Annotated in this window: 21 protein-coding genes and 1 pseudogene; 13 read left to right on the forward strand and 9 right to left on the reverse strand. The window is 69.9% G+C overall.

What is annotated here, in order from left to right:
• The first annotated feature begins 62 nt into the window (after nt 1-62).
• From OHA19_RS12695 to OHA19_RS12710, 4 genes are all read left to right on the forward strand, one after another.
• Entirely contained in the window at nt 63-1,937 is a 1,875-nt protein-coding gene (locus tag OHA19_RS12695) for an ABC transporter ATP-binding protein (protein WP_405716692.1), read from the forward strand.
• Nucleotides 1,934-3,820 carry an ABC transporter ATP-binding protein gene (locus tag OHA19_RS12700; RefSeq protein ID WP_405750246.1) on the forward strand — a complete coding sequence of 629 codons (1,887 nt, stop codon included), beginning with the start codon at nt 1,934-1,936 and terminating at the stop codon, nt 3,818-3,820. The genes OHA19_RS12695 and OHA19_RS12700 overlap by 4 nt, the downstream gene beginning before the upstream one ends.
• A 170-nt stretch (nt 3,821-3,990) precedes the next feature.
• On the forward strand, nt 3,991-4,689 hold the full coding sequence (locus tag OHA19_RS12705; protein WP_405716690.1) for a hypothetical protein: 699 nt from the start codon (nt 3,991-3,993) through the stop codon (nt 4,687-4,689).
• A gap of 4 nt (nt 4,690-4,693) precedes the next feature.
• A complete protein-coding gene (locus OHA19_RS12710) occupies nt 4,694-5,101 on the forward strand; it encodes a hypothetical protein (RefSeq protein WP_405750249.1) in 408 nt (135 codons plus the stop codon).
• Nucleotides 5,102-5,170: 69 nt separating this feature from the next.
• Here the strand turns inward: OHA19_RS12710 and OHA19_RS12715 are convergent, their stop codons facing one another.
• Nucleotides 5,171-5,821, reverse strand: coding sequence for a hypothetical protein (locus OHA19_RS12715; RefSeq protein WP_405750251.1), 651 nt, complete (start codon nt 5,819-5,821; stop codon nt 5,171-5,173).
• 643 nt (nt 5,822-6,464) lie between these two features.
• Between OHA19_RS12715 and OHA19_RS12720 the strand changes: the two genes are divergently transcribed.
• From OHA19_RS12720 to OHA19_RS12730, 3 genes are all read left to right on the forward strand, one after another.
• Nucleotides 6,465-6,737 (forward strand): hypothetical protein, encoded by a 273-nt coding sequence (locus tag OHA19_RS12720; protein WP_405716687.1) that lies wholly within the window; start codon nt 6,465-6,467, stop codon nt 6,735-6,737.
• A 467-nt stretch (nt 6,738-7,204) separates the two neighbouring features.
• On the forward strand, nt 7,205-9,334 hold the full coding sequence (locus tag OHA19_RS12725) for a PQQ-binding-like beta-propeller repeat protein (RefSeq protein WP_405750254.1): 2,130 nt from the start codon (nt 7,205-7,207) through the stop codon (nt 9,332-9,334).
• A 151-nt stretch (nt 9,335-9,485) separates the two neighbouring features.
• Complete coding sequence (locus tag OHA19_RS12730) at nt 9,486-11,786, forward strand: protein kinase domain-containing protein (RefSeq protein WP_405750257.1); 2,301 nt, start codon at nt 9,486-9,488, stop codon at nt 11,784-11,786.
• A gap of 751 nt (nt 11,787-12,537) precedes the next feature.
• Here OHA19_RS12730 and OHA19_RS12735 read toward each other — a convergent pair.
• The 6 genes from OHA19_RS12735 to OHA19_RS12760 all read right to left on the reverse strand — a co-directional run bounded on the left by OHA19_RS12735 (nt 12,538) and on the right by OHA19_RS12760 (nt 16,707).
• On the reverse strand, nt 12,538-12,963 hold the full coding sequence (locus tag OHA19_RS12735; RefSeq protein WP_405750260.1) for a lasso peptide biosynthesis B2 protein: 426 nt from the start codon (nt 12,961-12,963) through the stop codon (nt 12,538-12,540).
• On the reverse strand, nt 12,960-13,220 hold the full coding sequence (locus OHA19_RS12740) for a lasso peptide biosynthesis PqqD family chaperone (protein WP_405750263.1): 261 nt from the start codon (nt 13,218-13,220) through the stop codon (nt 12,960-12,962). Before OHA19_RS12740 ends, OHA19_RS12735 begins: the two co-directional genes overlap by 4 nt.
• Complete coding sequence (locus tag OHA19_RS12745) at nt 13,201-15,069, reverse strand: asparagine synthase-related protein (protein ID WP_405716682.1); 1,869 nt, start codon at nt 15,067-15,069, stop codon at nt 13,201-13,203. Before OHA19_RS12745 ends, OHA19_RS12740 begins: the two co-directional genes overlap by 20 nt.
• Nucleotides 15,070-15,253: 184 nt before the next feature.
• Nucleotides 15,254-15,394 (reverse strand): lasso RiPP family leader peptide-containing protein, encoded by a 141-nt coding sequence (locus OHA19_RS12750; protein WP_405716681.1) that lies wholly within the window; start codon nt 15,392-15,394, stop codon nt 15,254-15,256.
• A gap of 279 nt (nt 15,395-15,673) precedes the next feature.
• A complete protein-coding gene (locus tag OHA19_RS12755; RefSeq protein ID WP_405716680.1) occupies nt 15,674-15,883 on the reverse strand; it encodes a DUF397 domain-containing protein in 210 nt (69 codons plus the stop codon).
• The gene (locus tag OHA19_RS12760; RefSeq protein ID WP_405750266.1) at nt 15,880-16,707 is read right to left on the reverse strand and encodes a Scr1 family TA system antitoxin-like transcriptional regulator; all 828 of its coding nucleotides are present in this window, start codon (nt 16,705-16,707) and stop codon (nt 15,880-15,882) included. The genes OHA19_RS12755 and OHA19_RS12760 overlap by 4 nt, the downstream gene beginning before the upstream one ends.
• Nucleotides 16,708-16,814: 107 nt before the next feature.
• Between OHA19_RS12760 and OHA19_RS12765 the strand changes: the two genes are divergently transcribed.
• From OHA19_RS12765 to OHA19_RS12775, 3 genes are read left to right on the forward strand one after another with little or no spacing between them, the layout of a single operon-like run.
• Entirely contained in the window at nt 16,815-17,075 is a 261-nt protein-coding gene (locus tag OHA19_RS12765) for a hypothetical protein (protein WP_405750269.1), read from the forward strand.
• Nucleotides 17,072-17,488, forward strand: coding sequence for a hypothetical protein (locus OHA19_RS12770; RefSeq protein ID WP_405750272.1), 417 nt, complete (start codon nt 17,072-17,074; stop codon nt 17,486-17,488). The genes OHA19_RS12765 and OHA19_RS12770 overlap by 4 nt, the downstream gene beginning before the upstream one ends.
• A 15-nt stretch (nt 17,489-17,503) precedes the next feature.
• Nucleotides 17,504-18,535 (forward strand): alcohol dehydrogenase, encoded by a 1,032-nt coding sequence (locus OHA19_RS12775; RefSeq protein WP_405750275.1) that lies wholly within the window; start codon nt 17,504-17,506, stop codon nt 18,533-18,535.
• Between the two features lie 180 nt (nt 18,536-18,715).
• On the opposite strand, the pseudogene OHA19_RS12780 reads toward OHA19_RS12775, so the two are convergent.
• A pseudogene (locus OHA19_RS12780) lies at nt 18,716-18,931 on the reverse strand (winged helix-turn-helix transcriptional regulator); the annotation flags it as partial.
• A gap of 35 nt (nt 18,932-18,966) precedes the next feature.
• Between OHA19_RS12780 and OHA19_RS12785 the strand changes: the two are divergent.
• From OHA19_RS12785 to OHA19_RS12795, 3 genes are all read left to right on the forward strand, one after another.
• Entirely contained in the window at nt 18,967-19,812 is an 846-nt protein-coding gene (locus OHA19_RS12785) for an NAD(P)H-binding protein (RefSeq protein WP_405750278.1), read from the forward strand.
• 35 nt (nt 19,813-19,847) lie between these two features.
• Nucleotides 19,848-20,093, forward strand: a complete 246-nt coding sequence (locus OHA19_RS12790; RefSeq protein ID WP_405716674.1) for a hypothetical protein — start codon at nt 19,848-19,850, stop codon at nt 20,091-20,093.
• Between the two features lie 163 nt (nt 20,094-20,256).
• Nucleotides 20,257-22,290, forward strand: a complete 2,034-nt coding sequence (locus OHA19_RS12795; RefSeq protein WP_405750281.1) for a M4 family metallopeptidase — start codon at nt 20,257-20,259, stop codon at nt 22,288-22,290.
• A gap of 166 nt (nt 22,291-22,456) precedes the next feature.
• Here the strand turns inward: OHA19_RS12795 and OHA19_RS12800 are convergent, their stop codons facing one another.
• Nucleotides 22,457-24,502: a DUF4157 domain-containing protein gene (locus OHA19_RS12800; protein WP_405750283.1), complete on the reverse strand. Its 2,046-nt coding sequence runs from the start codon at nt 24,500-24,502 to the stop codon at nt 22,457-22,459.
• Nucleotides 24,503-24,641 lie beyond the last annotated feature (139 nt).

Here is a 24,641-nt window from a genome sequence, read left to right on the forward strand (position 1 = left end):
CCGCCCGTCGGCGCCGAAAACCACATGAGCGATGTCAGGGGTGAACCGTAGTCTCGTCTGTGATGCCCGAAGAACATGTAGAGCCCAAGGACCGGTCCACCGTTCAGTCCCTGTTGCGGTTGTGGCCTTATGTGAAGCCGGTGCGCAAGCGGCTGTTCGGCGCCGCCCTGGTCGCGATCCTCGCGTCCAGCGTCGGGCTGGTGATCCCCCTCGTCCTGAAGTGGATCGTCGACGGCCCGGTGGCGGACCGCGACCCCGGCGGGGTCTGGCTCGGCGCGCTGTATCTCCTGCTGCTGGGCATCGCCGAGGCCGCGTTGTTCGGGGTGCGGCGGTGGATGGTGGCGCGCCCGCTGGCCGGGGTCGAGGCGGCGATGCGGGCCGATCTGTACCGGCATCTGCAACGGCTGCCGGTGGCGTTCCACGACCGCTGGGCATCGGGGCAGCTGCTCTCGCGCGCGACCACGGACCTGATGCTGCTGCGTCAGTTCCTGGCTTTCCCGCTGACCTTCCTGCTGGTCAACGGTGCGACGATCCTGATCGGCGTCGCCATTTTGCTGATGCAGCAGTGGACGCTGGGGCTGGTGCTGCTCGCTCCGGCGGTGCCGCTGATAGTCATCTGCCTGCTCTTCGAGACGAAGTTCTCGACGGTGGCACGCCGGGCCCAGGACCAGGTCGGCGATCTGACGACGGTCGTCGAGGAGAGCGTGCTCGGCATCCGCATCATCAAGGGCTTCGGCCGGCACCGCAGCCAGGCCCTCGCCTTCCGTTCCCTCTCGGAGCGGCTGCGCACCACGGAGCTGGGCAAGGCCCGCCTGCTGGCGGGCATCTGGTCCGCCAACACCCTGCTCCCGGAGCTGGCCATCGGTGCGGCGCTGGTGCTCGGCACGGTCCAGGTCGCGAACGGCGACCTCTCGGCGGGCACCCTGGTCGCCTTTCTCTCCACGGCGCTCGCGCTGCGCTGGCCGGTGGAGTCGATCGGCTTCCTGCTGGCGATGAGCCAGGAGTCGGCGACGGCGACCGAGCGGTTCTTCGAGGTGATGGACGTGGCCGAGGAGACGGACGCCTCCGGCGTGGACGGAAGGGTCGGGGAGGGCGACTCGGCCCGGGAGAGCGACCCGGCCCGGGGCGAAATGGTCTTCGAGGGCGTGGAGTTCCGCTACCCCGACGCGGAACCCGGCTCCGTGCCCGTGCTGTCCCGGATCGATCTGCGGATCCGGCCCGGCGAGACGATGGCCCTGGTGGGGGCCACGGGCTCCGGCAAGACGACGCTCACCGCCCTGGTGCCGCGGCTGCACGAGGCCACCGCGGGACGGATCACGCTGGACGGTACGGACATCGCCACCATGCCCCGGGAGCAACTGCGCGAGCTGGTGTCGGTGGCGTTCGAGGAGCCGACGCTCTTCTCGGCGAGCGTCGGGGAGAACGTGCTGATGGGCGCCGACGGCGCCGGGGACGACGAATTGCGCAGGGCGCTGGCCATCGCCCAGGCCGACTTCGCGCACGATCTGCCCGAGGGTGTCGGCACCCAGGTCGGCGAGCAGGGCCTCAGCCTCTCCGGCGGCCAGCGGCAACGGCTCGCGCTGGCCCGCGCCGTGGTCGGCCGGCCGCGCTTCCTGGTCCTGGACGATCCGCTCTCCGCGCTGGACGTGCACACGGAGGCGCTGGTGGAGGCGGCGCTGCGGCAGGTCCTCGCCCGGACCACGGCGATCGTGGTCGCGCACCGGCCGTCCACGGTGATGCTCGCGGACCGGGTGGCACTGCTCTCCGAGGGCCGGATCGCCGCCGTCGGCACGCACCAGGAACTGCTGCGCGGCAACGCCGAGTACGCCTGGCTGATGTCGGGCGCCGAAGGCGCACCGGACGCACCCGAGAAGGACGCCGGGGGCGCCTTCCCCGACCGGTCCGCCGAGGACCTCGCCGAGAAGGGCACCCGATGACCAGTACGACGACGGACACAGGCTCCTCCGAAGGCGCCGCGGACCCGCAGGGCGCGGCGGAGCCGGCGGACGCCCCGGGCGCCGAGGCCGCCCGGGACCGCTTCGACCAGGACGACCTGCCCACCCCGCCCGGCGCGACCGGGGAGCTACTGCGGTCGCTGTTGCGGCCGATGAAGGCCCGGGTGGCGCTGATCGCGCTGCTGCTGCTGGTCCAGCAGGCCGCGCTCCAGGCCGGTCCGCTGCTTGTCGCCTACGCCATCGACAGCGGGGTGCCCGCGTTCCGGGACGCGGACTACGGACCGCTGATCGCGGTGGCCGTCGCCTACGCGCTGTGCTCGGCGGCGGGCGGGGGCACGCAGTACGCGTTCGTACGGGTCTCCTCGCTGGTCAACCAGAACGCACTGCTCGATCTGCGGGGGCGGATCTTCCGTCATGCACAGGCGCTGAGCGTGGACTTCCACGGGCGCTACACCTCGGGCCGGCTGATCTCGCGTTCCACCACGGACGTGGAGTCGCTGCGGGAGCTGCTCAGCGAGGGGCTGCAGGAACTGATCGGCGTCGTGCTGTCCTTCGTCTCCATCTCGCTGATGCTGCTCTGGCTGGACTTCGGCCTGGGCTCGCTGGCCGTGCTCTCCTTCATCCCGCTGTATCTGCTGGTGCGGCGCTTCCGGCGGCGGGCCGGAGTGCTGTACGCCGAGCGGTCCTCGGCGATCGCCTCGGTCATCGTGAAGTTCGCGGAGACGATGAACGGCATCCGCCCCGTGCAGGCATTTCGCCGAGAACCCGTCAACGACGCGCGCTTCGAGGGCCTCAACAACGCGCACCGGTGGACCAACGGCAGCGCGATGCTGGAGATGGGCCGCTACGTCGTCGGCTCCCGGCTGGTCGCCAACACGGCGATCGCCGGAATCGTGCTGTGGGGTGCGTACCGGGTGGCCTCGGGCACCCTGGCGCTCGGGGTGCTGGCCGCGGCCGTGCTCTACCTGCGCCGTCTGTACGACCCGATCGACCGGCTGGGCATGTTCCTCAACTCCTACCAGTCGGCCGCCGCTTCACTGGAGAAGATCGCGGGTCTGCTGGCCCAGACCCCGTCCGTCCCCGAGCCGTCGAACCCGCGGGAGCTGCCGGCCCTCACCGGCGAGCACCCGGGCCGCGAGGTCGTCTTCGACCGGGTGCGCTTCGCCTACCGCACGGGCGGCGAGGTGCTGCCCCGCTTCGATCTGACGATCCCGGCCGGGCAGACCGTGGCCGTGGTCGGGTCGACGGGCGCGGGCAAGTCGACGCTGGCCAAGCTGCTGGCCCGGTTCTACGACCCGACGGACGGCCGGGTGCTGCTCGACGGCACGGATCTGCGCGACCTGGCCGTGCCGGAGCTGCGGCGCGGAGTGGTGATGGTGACCCAGGAGGCGTTCCTGTTCTCCGGGACGGTCGCCGAGAACATCGCGATCGGCAGCCCGGACGCGACCCGCGCGGAGATCGAGCAGGCCGCGAAGGCGATCGGCGCGCACGACTTCATCAGCGGACTGCCCGACGGGTACGACACGGACGTACGCAAGCGGGGCGGCCGGATCTCGGCCGGTCAGCGCCAGCTGGTCGGCTTCGCCCGCGCCCTGCTCGCCGACCCGGCGGTGCTGATCCTCGACGAGGCGACCAGCTCCCTCGACATCCCCGGCGAGCGGGCGGTGCAACGGGCCATGGACACGGTGCTGCACGGCCGCACCGCGGTGGTGATCGCCCACCGCCTCTCCACGGTGGAGATCGCGGACCGGGTCCTGGTGATGGAGGACGGCCGCATCGTGGAGGACGGCGCCCCGGCCGAACTCATCACGGGCACCGGCCGCTTCGCGGGGCTGCACCGGGCGTGGCGGGAGAGCCTGACGTGAGCGGCCGCCATTCCAGGATCCGCAGTTCGTGAGCACTTCCGCGTGATCATGAGCACCGTTCGAGCATTTCCGCGTGATCACGGGCAGTGGTTACGTTCAGTAGTTGTCAGTAGTCGGCTGTTTACGATCTCCCGGGTTTGGGTGGTGCGAGGCGTTCGCATCGTTCAAGTATGGTGACAGAGCGTCCACGCGAGGGCCGCAGCAAGCGCACGGTCCCGACGGCATCGATCCGGTACGGGGACGGATCGACTCGTGAGTTCCCGTTCGCTCAGCCCCGGTTGAGGGATTTCACCGAGTCCGAGCCGTGGCGCCGGGTTCGTTCGGTACACGGGATGGCGCACTACTCGGGCGACTACGCGTCCTCGACGACGGGCGGTCAGGTCGTCTACGAAAGCAGGCTGGAGCTGGCGCGCCTGCTGCTCGCCGACTTCGATCCGGTGGTGTGCGGCATCTTTGCCCAGCCCTGTCGCATGGTGGCGCGGATCGACGGCAAGGTGCGCAGTCACGTTCCGGACCTTCTCCTCGTGATGGGGTCCATCGCCCTGCTCGGCCAGGTCGCCTCCATCGGCACCATCAAGAAGGCCCTGGTGGACCAGGGCTTCAAGAAGACCGTCGTCGAGCACGGCACCACGGTCGGTATCGACGTCGAGATCGTCGAACGCAACCCCACGGACAAGGGCACCGGCTTCGTCCCGCAGGCCAAGCGGTGGATCGTGGAGCAGACGCTCGGCATCCTCATGCTGTTCCGGCGGCTCGTGCGGGACTACGAGGGCAGGCCGGCATCCTCCGAGTCCCGGGTGCGCTGGGCCATGATCGACGTAATAGCGCGTCGGCTCACCGGCCAGACGACGCCCACCTGGCGCGGGTGACCCCGTGGACGCTCAGGTCACGCCGCTCTTGGAGCGGATTGACGCACGCGAACGCGAACTCGTCGGCGATGCGGAGCAGATCCGCGCGCAGATGGACGAGCTCACCGCGCGCCTGCGTGAACTCGACGAGGAAATCGGGAACCTGGCGGTGACCCGTAAGACCCTCCTCGCCCTCCCGCCGGCGGCCCCGGAGCCGACCGAGGAGCCGCCCGTCCTGCCGAACCTCCCGGCCTACCAGCAGATCCTCAACGCCTTCGCCGAGACTCCTGGGCCGAAGCGCGCCCGCGACCTGTGCCAGGTCCTGGACCTCCCGCTCACGCCGAAGACCATCGAGAGCGCCCGGCACAAGCTCAAGCGTCTGGTCAGCCTTACCGAGACCGAACCGGGCCTGTTCGCCCAGCGCCGCCCGTAGCTGCCCTCCGCTCCGAACCACCCGTCCATCACGGCCGCCGCATTCGTCATCCGGCTCACGACGCGATCGCTAGTGACCCGTCGTGCGGAGCCACCGCATCGTTGTGACGAGCTCTTCGCCGAAGTCCTCGCAAAGCGCGAGCAACTCGCGACCGATGGACGAGTCCAGCAGCCCTGCGGAATCGGGGAGAGCCCGGAGAACACCGTGGCAGGCGGACTCGACAGCGAAATTTCGTGACCCGAAATAGCCCTCGCTCGCCCGGTCCGCCAGGCCGGCGAGGTACTGGCGGTGGGCTTCCTCCGAGGGGTGGGAGCAGAACGAGCCCTCGACGAGGTCGTCGAGGTAGTTCGCCAGGCCGGCCGAGGATTCGACCACTCGCTCTGCTTCGTCCACGCCAGGCTTGTCCAGCAACCCTCCGAAAGCCAGCAGGCTGCTGATGGTCTCCAGTTGGAAGAGCTGGACCGTGTCCGGGTCCACTTCAGACGTGAAGAGCGGGGCGGTGCACAGCTCGGCGATTGCTCGCCGGTATGCGCGATCCGACTGTTCACCAGCAGGTGACGCTGCCCGTCGGAACAGCGACTCCAGCGCAGCCTGGTCGACGCCCCACTCTGCATCGAGCTCGAACGCGAGTACTGGCGCACGCCACCGCCACAGGGCCAGGACGGCAGCCTGACGCTGGTAGGCGGGCTTCAGGTCCACCAACCGCTCGATCTGCACCACGTCCTTGAGCCGACCCTTCTGATCTACCGATCCTCACCCGACCCCTTCACCACGGGACACTGTAGAAGCCGCCGAAGGACCAAGCGATCGCCTGGACAGCGCCTCATCTCCGAGTCAACGCCAGAATCGGGCATATCGGTTCAGAATGTCCTCTCACAAAGATGGCCAGAGCCTGGGGCATCCCGATCCGTCCTTCCGGAGGCCACACCTACAGCGCTGTCGGGCACCTGGACCTTCGCCGTCCACTGTCGGAGGACATGCGCAAAGTGATCACGCCCCCGCAGGCCATCGACCGGTTACGGGCCATCACCCGGGTTCTCGGCCACCCCAGCTTCGCCGCCGCAGCCCGGAGGAACTCCACGGGAAGCGATCGGGCCCTCCGCCAGCGAGTGATCCGGATCGAATAGACGGTCGGGTTCCAGATCACCGACCGTTCCGCCACGCCCCTCGCACCCACCGAACGCGGACGCGAGTTCCTGCGCGAAGCCCGCGAGATCCTCCACACCGCGGACGGCGCCCGACGCGTCCGTGCACCTCGATCGCACGCTCCACCTGCCGGGCCAACATTCCGCCCTTGATGGTTCCGCTGACACTCTACGATGACCGGGTCGGACGTTGTGCTGGGGCAGAGGGGACAAGCACGATGACAGATCTTGCGAGCGACTCTGATTCGAGCGGCACCCAGGCGAGAGCCTCGTACCTGCTTGAGGGGCGGCGCGTCAGCATCGCGGACCTAGTGAAGGCCGAACTTCTCACGGTGGGAGCGCAGCTCACCTTTGAGCGGCCACGCATCGGTGAAACACATGCTGCACGCGTAACAGAAGGCTTCACGATTGAGCTGGTCGACGGACAACAATTCAAGTCTCCCTCCAGTGCAGCCATAGCAGCAGGTTCCACCACGTTCAAGAGGTCCTGACGGGGTACCAGCTCGGCGACCCGGTCCTTGCTCATCCAGGCGAGCCGCGGCCCGAGATCCGCATCCTGAAGCCAGGGCCGGGCAGGCCCCGCAACAAGCCCGACAGCGTCGCGGCCGACAAGGCCCCACAGCAATACCCCCTGGCGTGAGTACCCGCGACGCCGGGGAATCCGGCACACGATCCCGGAGAAGACCGACAGCCCGGGCCGCCCGCCTGCGCAAGGGCTCACGCGGCGGACGGCCACCTTTCAAGAGCCGTCAGAAGCGGTCTGGGCATGCGGCTGGCCATCTGCCGGGGAGAGCCAGGTGGGGCGGATCCAGCGGGCCTTGAGGAGTGAGGTTCTGACAAGGGTTTCCCGAGGCGTGAATACTGGGGCCTCGGACCCGCAACCATGGTCGTGTTGCTCAAGTCCTTCGTTGTACAGGGGAGTTGGATCCTCGCACGGGCGAGATGACAGGAGGGGTACGTGGTGGCGGCGTTCGCACCGTTGACTTCGGGGGACCCCGAACAGGTCGGCCGATACCGGCTGGCGGGACGGCTGGGCCAGGGAGGCATGGGCCGGGTGTACCTGGCCCGTTCGCCAAGCGGACGCATGGTCGCGGTGAAGGTGGTACGGGCCGCCTTGGCGGACGACCCGGGGTTCCGGCGGCGGTTCGTTCGGGAGGTGGCAGCGGCCCGCCGGGTATCGGGCTTCTTCACCGCCGCAGTGGTCGACGCCGCCCCGGAGGGCCGCCCGGCGTGGCTGGCCACCGAGTACGTCCCCGGACTGTCCCTGGCGGACGCTCTGGCCAAGCACGGGGCCTGGCCGGAGCAAGCAGTGCGACAGTTGGGGGCCGCGCTGGCCGAGGCGCTGGGAGCCATCCACCGCGCAGGCGTGGTGCACCGGGATCTCAAACCGTCGAACGTGCTGCTGGCGGCGGACGGACCCCGGGTGATCGACTTCGGAATCTCGGTAGCGGCCGAGGACACCTTGCTCACAGAGGCGGGCGTGGTGATCGGCACCCCCGGGTTCATCCCGCCCGAACAACTGCGTGGCGAGAAGACCGGCCCGGCCGCTGACGTATTCGCTCTGGGTGCGGTGCTGGCGTATACGGCGACAGGCACGGGCCCGTTCGGAAACGGCGCGGGGCATGCGGTGAACTACCGGGTCATGCACGAGGAGCCCGACCTGGGCGGCCTGCCGTCCGGACTCGCCGAGGTGGCGGCCCGATGCCTGGCGAAGAACCCGGACAATCGGCCCGCAGTGCCAGAGCTGCTGAAAGAGCTGGCGCAGGTCCCGGGCCACCGGCCCGACGGCCATTTCACGGAGGCCGACTGGCTGCCCGGACCAGTGGCCGATGCCATTGCCCACATCCAGGCCGCCCCGCTGCCGGACGCCGCCGCACCCGCCCAGGAGGAGAGGGCCACCCTCAAGCTCGCTCCCGCGACCGCCCCGCCCGCGGCGGAGCCCGCTGACGCATCTGCCGCTGCGCCACCTGCCCCCAGCGGCCCGAGACGCCTGGCCCGGCGCCGCGTTCTGGCGGGCCTCGCCATCGCCGCGACCCTCGCCATCGTCACTACGACAGCACTCCTGAACGACTTCGGGCGTGGCGACGACGAGAAGTCTCCCAGCACACCGAAGGCGAAGGCGAAACAGCTGTGGTCCCGCCCGTTGGACGGCAAGCTGACGCTGGGTGCTGTGGCGGACGGCGCGGTCTACCTCAGCAGCGGAGACCAAGGCACCCTGCGGGCCCTGGACGCCAGGGACGGCAGCCGGCTGTGGCAACGGCAAGCGGAAGGGGACGACACGAGTGTCGTCTCCGCCTCCGGTGGGACGCTCTTCTACATCAGCGGCCGCGCCCTGTACGCCGCGGACGCGGACAGCGGCGAGACACGCTGGAAGGCCAAAAGCATCCTGACCTCCCCTGCCACCCTCGACGACGCGGCGTACTCCGTCATCGTCGGCTTCCTACTGGCCCAGGACCTCAGCACCGGCAAGATCCTGTGGACCTACCAGCTCGGCGCCGGGGCAGCAGAGGGGGATTTCGCCGTTGCCGGCAGCAGGGCCTACGCCCATGGCGACCAGGAGCTGTTCGCCGTGAACACCGGCACCGGCAAGAAGCAGTGGACGTTCGAGGCCGACAGTGCCCTGATCACGGCACCGGCCGCGGCGGGCAACACGGTCTACTGCGGTGGCCGGAACGGCACCCTGTACGCCGTCGACGCCCGAACCGGCCAGAAGGTGTGGCAGCGCGGATTCAGCGGGAAGCTGTGGAACCCCCGGATCGCGAGCGGGGCGGACACCCCGGTCGTGGCCGATGGGGTCGTCTACTTCGAGAACGACGCCTACGTGTCGGCCTTCGACGCCGGCACCGGCGAGCCGCTGTGGCGCCACCGCCAGGACACGGATGAGATCGACACCTTGTCGGTGGCCGCCGGCGCCGTCTACTTCACCGACGAGACCGGGACGCTGTACGCCCTGGACGCCCGCAGCGGTCGACCGAAGTGGCAGGAGAACCTGATGACCTCCAGCGGTCAGTGGCGCCCGTACATCGTCAACGGAACTGTCTACTTCGAGGACGGCGACCGACTGCGCGCCGTCTCGCTGGTGAACTAGCCCTCAATGAGCGAGGGTGCTGTGGAGCGACGTACCCAGTGATCTGGCACCGGTCGGAGCGCGCACCTGCGAGCCGTCGCCAAGTCGTCGGCGTACCAGCGAAATCGGACACGTCGATCCGTGCCGCGCACGGGACAGTGAGGGAGGACAGGTGGCGGCGTTCGCACCGCTGGAGGCAGGAGACCCCAGTCAGGCCGGCCCGTACAGGATCGTCGGCCGGCTCGGCTCGGGTGGCATGGGCCGGGTGTACCTGGCCCGGTCGCCGGGCGGCCGGACGGTCGCGGTGAAGGTCGTCCGGGAGGAGCTCGCGGACGACCCCGGGTTCCGGCGACGGTTCGCCCGCGAGGTCGAAGCCGCACAGCGCGTCACGGGCTTCTTCACCGCCGCCGTGGTCGACGCCGCGCCGGAGGCCGACCCGCCGTGGCTTGCCACTGCCTACGTGCCCGGCCTGTCCCTGACCGAAGCAGTCGCCGCACATGGCGCCTGGCCGGAGCAGCCGGTGCTGACGCTGGGCACCGCGCTGGCCGAGGCACTGGAGGCCATCCACAGCGCCGAGGTGGTGCACCGCGACCTGAAACCCTCGAACGTGCTGCTCGCCGACGACGGCCCACGCGTCATCGACTTCGGGATCTCGGTGGCCGCCGACGACACCAAACTCACCCTGACCGGCACTGCCGTCGGCACCCCCGGCTACATGCCGCCCGAGCAACTCGTCGGTAGAGACGTCGGGCCCGCCGGCGACGTATTCGCCCTCGGCGCGGTCCTGGTGTACGCGGTGACCGGGAGCGGACCCTTCGCAGGCGGCGCCGCGCACGGCGTGGCCTATCGGGTCGTCCACGAGGAACCCAACCTCAGCCACGTACCGGTCCGACTCGCGGATGTCGTCGCCCGGTGCCTCGCCAAGGATCCAAAGCAACGCCCGTCGGTGCCGGAACTGGTCGACAAATTGGGCCAGTTGTCGGCGGCTCGCCCGACGGAAGGTGTGATCAGCGGTTCGGGCTGGCTTCCCGCACCGGTGGCCACCGAGGTCACCCGCATTCAGGCGACGCCGCTGCCGGAGCCGGCCACCGGCACCGTACCCCTCACAGCGCCTCCTGCCGGCGCCCCACCCGCCGCCGAACAGTCCCCAGCCGGTGGCGTGTCCCGAACCGCCGTCGACACCGCGGCAATCGGGCCCGCCCCGGCGGCCGGGCTCCTCGCGCCGCCTCCTCAGCCGGTTTCCGCCGGCCGACTGCTGGGCCTGCCCCGGCGCCACGCCCTGATCGGCCTCGCCGTCGCCGCGGTCCTGGCGGTCCTCGCGGCCACACTGCTCCTGCCCGACGGCCTCCCCGACGGGGACCAGAGCAACGCCCAGGGCAAGGAACCCATCGCTGCGGCCAAGGAGCTGGCCTTCCAAGAGCTGTGGTCCTACGAGGAGGATCCCGCCGGCCCTCCGTTGATCGTCGACGGGAAGGTCTACTTCGGCGACCAGGGCGGCACCCTGCACGCCCTCGACACCGCCGGCGGCACTCAGATGTGGAAGTACGACGGGTTGCAGGGGGCACGCCCCGTCACCATTGCCGACGGGGCTGTCTATGCCTTCAGCGGAGCCACAGGCGCGCTGCACTCCGTGGACGCGGACACCGGTGACAGACGGTGGAGTTTCAAGATTGACGACGCCTCAACTGGCGCCGCTCCCAAGGGAACCGAATACGGGATCACCAATGTCGCTGCTGCCAAAAAAACCGTCTACCTACTCACCCTCCCCTGGCCGAAGGGGCAGCCCGCCCTCTACGCGCTGGACGCCGAGACCGGTGAGGAGCTGTGGAATCGCCCGGTCAGCCCCGGCCTGTCGACCGCGCTCACCGTGGCAGACGGAGTGATCTACTGCGGCCTCGGAGGAAAGGACTACGAGAACTACCTCTACGCCCTGGACGCGGACACCGGCGACCAGTTGTGGCGGATCAAGACCGGCGGCAGCAACAGAGGCAAGGTCACCTCACTCTCGGTCGCCGAAAGGACCGTCTACTTCGGCAGTGAGGAGGGCACGTTCTACGCCGCAGACGCCTCCAGCGGCGAAGTGCGCTGGAAGTACCAGTCGAAATCCAAGGACGCGGAATGGAACGGCCCGCCCCTCGTCGCCGACGGCGTCGTCTACGCCAGCGTCAAGGCCAGATTCAACACCGACGACAGCGCCGGCCGCGTGTACGCGTTCACCGCCAGCTCTGGCAAACGGCTGTGGGAGTTTGGAACGACCGGCGCGGCCTCACCACCTGTACTCACCGGCGGCGCGCTCCACTTCAGCGACGCCGGTACCTTGCGGGCCCTCGACCCCCGCACCGGAAAATCGCTGGGAGAAGCCCCCCTGACCACCGGCACGGACCCGCTCCTCACCATCTCCGGTGACCGCGCCTACTTCGACGGCGGAGACGGACGCCTGCACGCGGGGAGGATCTCCCTGACCGAAAGCTGAGCACCCTCGCACCAGCTGAGTCAGTCTGCCGTCGCGCCGATGTCGTCGGGTTCTTCCCCGACCGGGGCGCGGTCCTCCGCCTGGTCACCGCGGTCCTGGCGGAGTAGACCGACGGATGGACCGGACAGCGCCATATCAGGCCGGACGTCCTCGCCGAGTGCCTCTCCGGCAAGTCAGCCGAGCGCAGCGCACCCGAGTCCGAGGGTCGGCCGCCCCGCCCTCGGGCATTGAGCGATGTGGGGGGATCGCCTCCAGCGGCCTTCACGTCTTCAGCCGTACACCACGTCCGTGGACGTGAACGACTTCGGCTGCCCCTGCCAAGCAACCGCGACCTAGCTGACATCGCCCGTTGGGGTAGCCGGCGATCGTCGAAGCTCACCCCGCACCCCGGAACTTCCCGCGGAGAACATGGAAGACGCGTCCTTCCTGAACCCCGACGGCCCTCGACACCAGGGCCCGCTACCGGCGGTGACCACCACTCAGAGCCTGGCAGGCGATTCTGCCCATGCTCAGCCGACGCGTGCGCTGCTCATCAGATGCGGATTCTGGTGTTTCCGCAGGAGTCCGTGCTCACGAAGTCGCGCTCCCTACAGCCATCCAGGATCCGCGATCCTGCGGTGCGGAGGGTCTTCGCCGAGCCGAGCCGTTCCGGCCGGCGGCTCGGGCCGGTAGCCGGGCGCGGCACCGTGTTCCGGGCATGGCCGGGAGCACGGGATCGACGCACGGCCGTGGGGGGATGCGCGGCCCGGTGCTACGGGAGGTGGTCGTCGAGCGGGGGGACGGTGAGCAGGGTGCGGTAGGTGGCCGCGTCGTCGGGTTCGCCGACGCGTCGGCCGTCGACCTCTACCCAGGCGTGGGCGGCGAAGGGCGGCGTGCGTACTCCGGTGGACCAAGTGGGCCAGGTACCGCCGAGTCGGCACAACAGGGTTGTGGCGAGAGAACGTTGGAGGCAGTAGCGCCCGGAGCACAGGACGCTGACGGCCGTGACGTCCTGCCGGGCCCGCAGGGCCGTGGCGTGGTCGGCGGGCCGCGCTCCGCGGCGCACGGCCCGCAGCAGGGCCTGCAAGTGCTTGGGAGGCAGGTGGGCAAGTATCCGTGCGGCAGCGACGGCGGTACGGGCGGCGGTGCGGCGACCGAGCGGGGGACGGTTGTGGTCGGTGCTGAGGATCTGGCTCACGGGCCGTCGACCACCAGTCCGCAGCGGGTGAGGTGTTCGAGCAGGGCGGTGACGTCGGCCGCGGCCCGGCCGCGGGGGACGGGGCGGGTGACGGAGAGTCGGTCGGCGATCTGCTCGAGGCCGGCGCCGTCGAGGAGGGCCTGGAGGACGGTGGCGCCGGTGGCGTTGAGCTGCCAGTAGCGGCCGTCACGTTCGTCGAGCAGGACCATGCCGTCGTCGGTGGGACAGCAGGCGACGTCAGTGCGTAGCCGTGTCAACGTGGTACTCCTCGTGTGGGTGTTGGGGGACGAGGTGAGCGGGGTCGGGGTAGGAGGCCAGGTCACGCAGCCATGCCTCGACGCCCAGTGTGTTCTCCAGTTCCGGTGCACCGCCGATGTTCAGTTCCGGGCTGATCAGGGCGCGGCGCTGGAGTTCCTGATCGACGAGGCCGATGGCGGCGAGGTGTGAGGTGTCGGCGATGTCGGCCAGCTGGCGGCGGTGGGTACGCAGGCCGAAGTACCAGTCGGGGCCGCAGTGATCCTTGGTGGTGCGGCGCAGGATGTGCTCGGGTACCAGGCCGTCCATCGCGGCGGTCAGCAGTGGTTTGTAGGCCCAGGGGTGGCCCGCTTCGTGGGGGCGGACGGTCAGGCAGGCGGTCAGGACGGCGTCGTCGCAGAAGGGGCTGTCCGTCGGCAGCCCGTGGTTGGCGGATGCCTCGTGGAGGAGGGCGGCGCCGTGTCCGGCCTCACGCATCTGGTGGAGCCAGGCGTGTCGGCCGGGGTCGGGGTCCAGCGGCTCGGTGTTCTCGGCTGCGCGGCGCAGGGCTGCGGAAATCAGGTCCACGGCTTGGTCGCTCGCCCAGGGTGGCAGGGCCGGCCGGGGCCCCCACGGGGCGGGGCCCGGATTCGTCCTGGGGTCTTCGTACAGGCGTGTTGCGGCGTCGGCGAGCCAGGCGGGATAGGAGCGGGTGCGCAGCAGCGTCCGCGCGGTTGCCGACAGGCTCCAACGACCGCGGGCCTTGTATCCGTTGGTGGCCCGCAGCGCGATGAGGGGGCTACGTCGCCAGAGGGTGTGGAGGTAGGCGTCGGGGGGCACGACGGCGTGGTCGCCCCCGTGTCCCGACAGGCGTAGTCCGGCCCCTCGGGCGCGCAGCGCGTCGGCCGTGTGGCAGAGCCGTGCTCGGTTGCGCAGGAGGCCCGAGGGCTCTTCCAGGGGCTCGCGACGCTGGTCGAGACCGGTGAAGCACGCGGGCAAGTCGGCCGAGGTGAAGATCAGGGGTTCGACATGGAACAGGCGGTCGGCGGCAAAGCGGGCGTAGTGGTGATCCTGATTGCCGGGGCTGTTCCAGTGCTGGGTCGAGGTGACCAGATGAGCGCCGGCTTCAGCAGCCAGGAAGCACAGCGATGTCGAGTCCATGCCGCCGGACAGATCCGCGGCAAGTACCCGGCCCGGACGCACGCGCAGCACCACAGCGGCTTGCAGGGCCTCGCGCAACAGACCCGCGGCATCCGCCATGGGCAGGTGCGCGGGCGGTGGCCGCCACCACGTGACGGTGTGAGCACATCCGTCAGGAGCGACGCGCAGAGCGCGGCCGGGCTCGACGGCTTCCACCCCGGCCCACATCGTGGCGTCGGCCAACGGGTGCGGCAGGTAGGGCGCGGCAAGACGGGCGGCGACCCGGGCCGGATCAAGGCCGGCCTCGGTGAGGTGGGCCAGCGTGCGGGCCCGGTCCGCGCACACCGTCACTCCCCCGGCCGAAGCCCGGAACAGGCGCCGGGCCCCGAAGGCGCTTCCGCGCACGTACAGATGGCCGTCCACGGACGCGGCTACGTGGTAGCTGCCGTACACCCCGTGCAGTGCGGATTCGATGTCGGCGACCGTACGGACCCGCTTCAGACGGGCCGACAGGTCCACGGGCGTCGTCGACGAGGTGCCCACGACCGCCAGCATCCGTCCACCCTGCGAAGCCAGAACCATCTGCTCCGGTGGCCAGGACCCCATCAGCCACGGCCGGCCCGACGGATGACACACCACGTCGACGGCCCCCTCACGCAGCCGTTCCGCGAATCCCTGCCGTGTCTCCTGATCCGGGAAGGCCACGAACCAGCACGCCACCGCGTCATTCATTCAGCACCTCGCTCCTGACGTCTCGCACCCGCTGCCCGGCGCTCCTGGCCCGAACCGCGAACGGGCTCCGCTCGCGCCCGGCATCCCTCCCGCCGACGGTTGAACCGCGAGGACCGCCGGAGGGAAACGTGCGGGTGCCGGCCCGCGCCCCATGGCGGCCGTGCACCGGCACCCGCACATCACGTCACGACCACTGGTACCAGGTAGCGCCGTCCTCGACCTTGTCCCCGGCGTTGCCCTGAGTGAGGTCGGCGAAAGAGCCGACTTCGACCAGCAGTGGGGTCTCGTACACGTCAGCGGTCTCGATGTTCAGCGTCTCGTTCATAGCGAGCACCTCCGGATCAACACAGGTGGACGATCCAACTGCTTCCGATCGGATACCCACAAACAGCAGATGTGCGCCTGACTCACCCGTAATTGGCAGGAAAGCGATCTCTCGGCTGAATTAGACAGAACAGCTGTCTCATGCCGGTGTCGGCTGCATCGCGAACAAATTCGGGCACTTGGCGCGGCCTCCTGGCGCCGAGGGGCCGGCCACCACTGGCGAAAGCCCCGCCACGCTCCCGGTTCAGGGGTGCGTGCGGGGCTCTCGGTCGCGCCGGGATCAGTGCGTGCCGAACTCTCCGGCCTTGACGCCCGCCACGAACGAGGCGAACGACGCGGCGGAGGCGTTCAGCACCGGGCCGCTCGGATCCTTCGAGTCGCGGACGGGGACCACGCCGAGCGGGGCGACGAGGTTCGCGGCGACCTCGATGCACTGGCCGCCGTTGCCGCTGTAGGAGGACGTGTACCAACGGGGGGATTCGGTAGTCACGGGGTGCCCTTTCGTACCTGCTCGATCAAGGCTACGGATGCCGCCTGGGAGAGCGCCTCAGCCTGTAGCTGATGGTAGGCCGTCAGTATCGGCAGCACGAACGCACTTTCCCGTTGGAGATGGCCCCGGTGAGTGGACTCGGCGTACGACATCAGCGAGCGGTCCGGCATGGTGAGCACGGTGATGGGCAGGCTGAACGGTCTGCGCTCGCCCATCGAGAACGGCGCGATCTGCAACACGGTGTTCGGCAGCTCCGCGAACTCGAGCAAGCGCGCCAACTGAGCCTCCGTGACGGCGGGAGACCCCATGGGGCGGCGGATACATCCCTCGTCAAGTACCGCGAGGATCAGGGGCGATGGCGACCGCACGAGGGAGGTCTGGCGCCTTGCCACCAGCCCGACGCGCTCGTCGGCCTGCTCAGGGGTGATCGCTTCCCGTCGCACTGCGTCTGCTTCGAGCGCCGCGGCGTACTCCAGCGTCTGAAGCAGACCAGGGATGACGCCCACCTCGTACAGCCTGATCTCCGAGGCTCGCGCTTCGTACGCGACGTACTCCGGGAACCCTCCGATGAGCGCTGTTTGCCGCACAGCCAGGCTCTGACGCTCGAACCTGTCCCCAGTGCCAAACACCCTGTCAACGCTTGCAGCAAATCGGCGAGTTGGAGGGCGTCTGCCAGTTTCCACGGCGGAAATATGCGTTCCCGAGCATCCGATGCGTGCGGCCAGCTCGTCCTGCGTCCAGCCTCGTTCATCTCTCAGCAGGCGCAGGCGCTGCCCGAACTGCGCACTCGGCGATTCCTCAGGGTCCAACTCTTTCCGATTCAACGGCCACCGCCCGATTCCCCGAACAACTTGTGCAAGTTGAAGACCTTCCGACTCTAGGCCACGCTGATCCCCCTTGGTAGCGGAACCGTTACGGAGAGGAGTGGCTCGTGTGTGCGGAAGGCGACCCCCTGGGTGAGCAGAAGCCCCAACAAGTCCCGTCCACAGGAACCCTGTTGGTGGACACCGGCCGTCGTGACCAGGTCGGGGAGTTCCGGGGGACGGCCGGCCCCTACTGGTCGTTGCGGCCGGTCAGCGGCGGCAGGGAGTGGGAGGCGGAACCTGCGAACATTCGGGAGCCGAGCCCCATGGAACGGTTGCGGGCCGAGATCGCGCGGTGCAACGCCCGGAGCGAGGGGCGGATCCTGTGACCGGCGAGGTGAACACCTCACCCGAACAAGCGAGTTACCGGTGCGAGGCACTCGCCGAAGGGCTCGTGTGCGAGACCGGCGAAACGGCGCGGTACGTCCTGGGCACCTTCTGGACGATCTCCCCCGTTCTCGCGCTGCGCTGGCTCGGCGGACAGGCCCTGTGGATCGTGGACCTGCTCGATCTCGTCGACCACCTCGCCGAACTCCGCGCCTGGTACGAGGACCGCGAGAGCCAGCGCACCGCCCACGCGCACATCAAGGGCGGAGCCCCGCTGCTCGTCGTCGTCCCGGACGAGGACTGCACATACACGCTGTCCGTACGGTCCGTGGCGCAAGACCCCCCGTCCGCCCCGCCCGGCGCGCGCGACGGGGCCGGAGCTGGTCTGCTGGTTCCGGGGGCCGTCCACCCGTAACCCGGAGAGATCCAGATGAGTGTCTCCAGCACCTACCGTGCCGCGCAGGCCACCGCCGCGGGCGGTCCATTCGAGATCGTCGAGCGTGCGGTGCCGCAGCCGGGTCCGGGGCATGTCCGGGTGTCCGTGGACGCCTGCGGGGTCTGCCACAGCGACGCGCTCTTCGTGAACGCCGCGCTGCCGGGCGTGCGGTTCCCGGTGGTCCCCGGGCACGAGATCGCGGGCCGGATCGAGGAGCTCGGCGAGGGCACGCAGGACGTCTGGCACGTGGGCGACCGGGTGGCGGTGGGCTGGTTCGGCGGCAGTTGCCGCCACTGCACACCGTGCAGGCGGGGCGACTTCATGGTCTGCGAGAACCTGAAGGTGCCCGGGTGGGCGTACGACGGTGGCTACGCCGAGAGCGTGGTCGTCCCGGCGGACGCCCTGGCCCGGATCCCCGACGCGCTGTCCGCGGTCGAGGCGGCGCCGATGGGGTGCGCGGGGGTGACCACGTTCAACGGGCTGCGGCGCAGCGCCGCCCGGCCCGGGGACCTGGTCGCCGTGCTCGGCATCGGCGGTCTCGGACACCTGGGTGTGCAGTACGCGGCGGCGATGGGTTTCGAGACGGTGGCGATCGCCCGCGGGGCCGCCAAGGCCGACTTCGCGAAGGAGCTCGGCGCGCACCACTACATCGACAGCACCGCGGGCACCGGCGTGGCCGACGCGTTGCAGGCCCTGGGCGGCGCCCGGGTCGTGCTGGCCACCGCCGCCAACTCCGCCGCCATCACCGCGACCGTGGAGGGGCTCGCGCCGCGCGGCGAGCTGGTGGTCATCGGGGCGGACCCGGAGCCGCTGGGGATCAGCCCGAACCAGTTGCTGATGTCGGGCAAGGTCGTCCGGGGCCACCCGTCCGGCACCGCGCAGGACGTGCAGGACACCCTGGCGTTCAGCGCCCTGCACGGCATCCGCCCGATGACCGAGACCGTGCCGCTGGACGGCGCGGAGGCCGCGTACCAGAAGATGATGTCCGGCGCGGCCCGGTTCCGGATGGTGCTCACCACCGCCTGAGGCCCGCACCGGTACCGAGGGCCGGCAACCGTGCTCGGCGAGCCCTCCGGATCTTCCCGAGGGGCCACCGCCACCGACGTCGCGCCGTGAAGACCGCCGGCCCGGCTCTTCGCTCCACCCGCTTGCCGGTCAGCCGGGCAGCGGAGGATCCGACGAGGACCGAGCCCTCCCGCCGGCGAGCTACCGGGACGGATCGGTGTCGTAGTCGTGCCGGGCCCGCTCGACCTTGTCCAGGTTGCCGGCAGCCCATTCCGCGAGGTGCGCGAAGAGTGGGGCCAGGCTGCGGCCCAGCTCGCTGATCTCGTACTCGACCCGAGGGGGGACCTCCGGGTGGCACGTACACACGACCATGCGCCCGGAGAGCAGCTCTCCGCGACGGTCCCGCCCGCTCGGGTGGCAACAACCGTGCTGATTCGACACGGGAGTTGTTCGTGTTTGTAGTGACGGGTGCAACCGGCAACGTCGGCCGATCGCTCGTGCGGGCCCTCGCGGCAGCCGGTGCACAGGTGACCGCGACATCCCGGGGGATCTCGGATGCGGATGTGCCGGAGGGCGTCGAATACACGCGGGCGGACCTGGTCGAGCCCGAGAGCCTTCGGCCCGTATTCGACGGAGCCGACGCGCTGTTCCTCCAGAACGGCGGCCCCAGCGCACATCTGCTGAGCCCGCAGGACATCCTCGACGTCGCCAAGGCCGGCGGCGTCGGGCGGGTCGTCCTGCTGTCCTCCCAGGGAGTCGCGACCCGGCCCGGGTCGGCCTCCCGCGGCGGCACGGCACGCGCCATCGAGGAGGCCGTCCAGCGATCAGGCATGGCCTGGACGATCCTGCGGCCCGGCGGCTTCAACTCCAACGCGTACGCCTGGGCCGAGTCGGTCCGCGCCCGAAGGACCGTCGCCGCGCCGTCCGCCGGCATCGGACTGCCGACCATCGACCCGGACGACATCGCCGAGGTCGCCGCCACAACCCTGCGGGAGGACGGCCACGCCGGACAGATCTACGAGCTGACCGGACCCGCGCTCAACACACCTCGTCGGCAGACCGAGGCGATCGCCGACGCACTCGGCCAACCCGTCCGGTTCATCGAGCAGACCCGCGACGAGGCCCGCGCGCAGATGCTGCGGTTCATGCCCGAGCCCGTGGTCGGGACCACGCTGACCATCCTCGGCGAGCCCGCCCCCGCCGAACAGCGCATCAGCCCCGACGTCGAGCGGGTCCTCGGCCGCGCGCCCCGCACCTTCGCCGACTGGGCCCGGCGCCACATCGCCGCCTTCCGATAGGCCCCGGCTCCGGCCGAGGCATTCCTGCGCGATCCATGCGCGTCCTCGCCGGCACGGGACTGCCGCCGCAGACGAAGCCGTACATCCATCCGCCGCTCCAGGAGCGGATGGAAAGGAATCAGCCACATTCTGACGCCATCTCGGCCAGCGGCGGCCACCCCTCCCTCAGCACTCTGTTCGAACACGATGTGTTCGAACCCGACCTGGACACTCTCTTCGAATTCGGGCTTCGCGGGACGCCGGACGGCATCGCGGTGATGCCCGGCGAAACGTCCGCTTAACGAACATGACCTTTCCGGCAACGAACGACTTCCGGCCAACTTGTTGACGCGGTCCTGACAGGAACGGCCTCCGGCTGACACTCTTCACCCCGTTCTGCGCACTTCTCGCTCACCCCGGGCGGCTCACCTGGCCGCCGGCACCCCCCTCGCAGAAGGAGTCCGCGTGAGATCCACGCCCAGCCGTCGTGCCACCGCGACCGGCGCTCTGATAGCCGCAGCAGCCCTCATCGCAGTCGGAGTCCAGACCGGTACAGCCACTGCCACCCCCGGCAGCACGACCTCGGCGGTACCGGCTTACGCCGGCGTCGACCAGGGTTCCCTCGCCAAGCAGCTCTCCCCGTCCCAGCGCGCCGAGCTGATCCGCGAAGCCGACGCCGGCAAGGCGGCCACGGCCAAGGACCTCGGTCTCGGATCCCAGGAAAAGCTCGTCGTCCGGGATGTCATCCAGGACAACGACGGCACCACGCACACGCGTTACGAGCGCACCTTCGCCGGGCTCCCGGTGCTCGGCGGCGACCTGGTCGTCAAGGAGTCCAAGGCCGGGGCGACCCAGGCCGTCACCAAGGCCTCCAAGGTGACCAGCGGTCAGCTGAAGGCCGTGGACCTGAAGGCGGACGTCGCGCCCGCCAAGGCGGAGTCGCAGGCGCTCGGCCTCGCCAAGGCCGACGGCTCCAAGAAGGCCGAGGCCGACCGGGCACCGCGCAAGGTGGTCTGGATGGCGCAGGGCAAGCCGCAGCTCGCCTACGAGACCGTCGTCGGCGGCCTCCAGCAGGACGGCACCCCCAACGAGCTGCACGTCATCACGGACGCGGCCACCGGGGCGAAGCTGTACGAGTGGCAGGGTGTCGAGAACGGCACCGGCAACACCCAGTACAACGGCCAGGTCACCCTCGGCACCGCCCCGTCGTACACGCTGACCGACACGGGCCGCGGCAACCACAAGACCTACAACCTGAACCACGGGTCGTCCGGCACCGGGACGCTGTTCACCAACTCCACGGACGTGTGGGGCAATGGCAACCCGTCGAACGCCGAGACGGCCGCCGCGGACGCCCACTACGGCGCGGCCGAGACCTGGGACTACTACAAGAACGTGCACGGCCGCACCGGTATCCGCGGTGACGGTGTCGGCGCGTACTCCCGCGTCCACTACGGCAACGCCTACGTCAACGCCTTCTGGCAGGACAGCTGCTTCTGCATGACGTACGGCGACGGCGAGGGCAACGTCAAGCCGCTGACCTCGCTCGACGTGGCCGCGCACGAGATGTCGCACGGTGTCACCGCCGCCACCGCCAACCTGGTCTACAGCGGCGAGTCCGGTGGCCTCAACGAGGCGACCAGCGACATCTTCGCCGCGGGCGTGGAGTTCTACTCCAACACCACCGCGGACCCGGGCGACTACCTCGTCGGCGAGAAGATCGACATCAACGGCGACGGCACTCCGCTGCGCTACATGGACAAGCCGAGCAAGGACGGCGCGTCCAAGGACGCGTGGTACTCGGGCATCGGCAACATCGACGTCCACTACTCCTCGGGCCCGGCGAACCACTTCTTCTACCTGCTCTCCGAGGGCAGCGGCGCCAAGGTCGTCAACGGGGTCTCCTACGACTCCCCGACCTCCGACGGCCTGCCGGTGACCGGCATCGGCCGCGCCAAGGCCGAGCAGATCTGGTTCAAGGCGCTCACCACCAAGTTCACCTCCACCACCAACTACGCGGCGGCCCGTACCGGCACCCTCGCCGTGGCCGGTGAGCTGTACGGCACGACCAGCGCCGAGTACAAGGCCGTCGGCGACGCCTGGGCGGCCATCAACGTCGGCACCCGTGACGGCGGCAACCCGGACCCGGGCGGCAAGGTCTTCGAGAGCAAGACGACGGTCGCCATCCCGGACCGCGGTGCGGCCGTCTACAGCTCGGTCAACGTCACCGGTGTCACCGGCAACGCGCCCAGCACCCTCAAGGTTGACGTGGACATCACCCACACCTACCGCGGTGACCTGGTCGTCGACCTCGTCGCCCCGGACGGCACGGCCTACCGGCTGAAGAACTCCTCGGCCGGCGACCCGGCGGACGACGTCCGCGGCACCTACACGGTCAACGCGTCGTCCGAGGTCGCCAACGGCACCTGGAAGCTCAAGGTCCAGGACGTCTACTCGGGTGACACGGGCAAGATCAACAGCTTCAAGCTCACCTTCTGAACCCCTCACCGGTCATGACCCGGTGACCACCGCCCGGCAGGAGCTCACGCCCCTGCCGGGCGGTTCCGTGTCGGTGCCCGGCGGGCTCCCGGCTCGACAGCGGCCGAGAACCCACCTGCGACACGCACTCATGGCCATCGCCGTGTGCTCCGGTGTCTTCCGCGGCTCATCTGCGGTGGCGGTCCCCCAGACGCTCGAGCTGGGTGCCCCGGACCTCGGCGCGTACGCCGATCAGGAGTCGGCTGAGGTAGCCCAGGTCTTCGATGAGCTGGGCGTAGTCCCGCTGCGCCTGGATGTCACGGAACTCGACCCGGCGCTCCGCCTGCTGAGTGTCCTCTCCCATGTGTTCGAGGTTCACGGCCTGGTAGTGCAGCCGGTCCTCGCGGTGCTCGTGCACCTTGTCGCGCAGTGTCTGGGTGGCGTCGGCGTGCAGGGGGAGGTCCACCAGGTGCGCCTGGAGGTCCTGGATCGCCTTCGTCAGGTTCGTGTGGCCGGACCGTGCTTCGTCGCGGATCTCGGTGAGCCGGTCCAGCAGGGCCGACAGGTGGTCGCCGGGGAGATCGCCGGTCCACGGCGCGTTCACCGTGTCGGCCTCACGCTCTCCGGAGCCGAACTCCTTCACCCATTCCTCCCAGTCGGTCTCCCACTTCCGCATGGACTCGATGAACAGCTCGACGCTTCCGCCGAACGTCGTCCTGCTGTCCAGGGAGAGGTGCCCGCCGCCGCCGAACCGGGACTGGTCCACCGCGAGCCCCACGCTCTCAGCGGCCTCGAAGATGTGGGTACGGACGATGGACCTGATGTGGTTGGCGCCCAGTCCATCGATGGAGAGCGGGGCGGTGCGGGTTTCGAGGCAGCCGTCATCCATGGTGATCTCCCACCACCACGTGGAGTTGCCGTTGGTGTAGGTGAACCGGAATCCGGGGCGCGCCTTCACGGTGACGCCCGTCACCGTCAGAGCGAATCCCCCCGGCGCCGGAAGCCCGACCACCCGGTCCCGCCACGCTCCCGCCTTGTTCGACGCGTAGGTGAGGGTCCGCTCGGCATTGGCATCCTCCACCCCGGTCAGCCCGCCGGTGTCCACCCGGAGCGGATAGGCCGGGTTCTTGCCGATACCCGCTTGGCCGTTGAGAACGGAGTCGCTGAAGGTGAACTCGGTGCCGACCAGGCTCTCCCCCAGCGGCGCGGTCCAGTCCTGCTCGGAAGAGGTCTTCGCCAGCTCGGACTCCTCCTCCATGATGTTCAGGCAGCGGAGTATCACGGTGATGTCCGTCGCCTCGGCCGGGGCGGTGCCGTTCACCCGACGCAGGACCTCGACCATTTTCAGCCCCGCCCAGGCCGGATCGGCACGCCGCATCTCCTTGAACGCGCGCGTCATCTCCTCCTGGCCCACGGTCTCGCTCTGCTCCACCGTACGTGCGTAACGAGTCGCTATCTCCTTGAAGTTGGCCCGTACATAGGCCTGAGCCGTTGCCTTCCACTCGGTCTCGTTGCCGACGGGGTCGGGGGCCATGAAACGCTGGACCGTCATGCCCGGACCGTGTGTCCCGCCCGCCCCGGCGGACTCGTGCCCGGGCGGCACGGGGCGTGTGCCCGATCGGGACAGGGCGCGGTGTGCGTTGGCCTCCGCCTCCTGCTCGAAGCGGTCGGACGGGTCGCTGATCGAAAGGCCGTCGCCGTGATCCGTACCGGCCACCGGGCCCCGGCGCTGCTGGATCACATGGGTCAGCTCATGGGCGAGGGTGTGCCGGTCCCCGCCCCCCTCGCCGATGACGACGTGGCTGCCGGAGGTGTAGGCGCGGGCACCCACCTCGCCCGCGGAGGCCTTGGCAGCGGCATCGGTGTGCAGGCGCACATCGGAGAAATCCGCGCCCAGCCGCGATTCCATGTCGCTGCGGGTCGCGTCGTCCAGCGGACGGCCGGGCGTGCGCAGCACCTCGTGGACGGCGGAGCGCTGCACCGCGGGCTGCTCGTCCGGCTGATGGCCGCAGCCGGCGGAGTGCTGGTGCCGGTCCTCGGCGGCCCGGAGGAGCATCTGGAGAACGACGGCGTTGCCTACCGTGGCCTGACGGCCCAACAGGCCGCCCCGGGGAACTGCCTGCGATGGTGAGGGGGCCGGGGCACGGCGTGTGGGGGCTGCGGTGTCCCGCTTCTTCTCATGGTCGCGCAAGGGAGCCTCACCTCTGGTTCGTTCTGTCGACTCCCTCTGCATACGCGGCGCGATCCGCCGGCACCAGGGACGGACGGGCAGCATCGGGCGGCCGGGCGGGCAGAGACGGGGCGGCATGACGACACGATCGACAACGGACACCTCAATAGCCGCACTGGACTTAGACCAGCCCCGAGCGTGC

The sequence above is a fragment of the Streptomyces sp. NBC_00012 genome (assembly GCF_045040875.1).
Classification (GTDB): Bacteria; Actinomycetota; Actinomycetes; order Streptomycetales; family Streptomycetaceae; genus Streptomyces.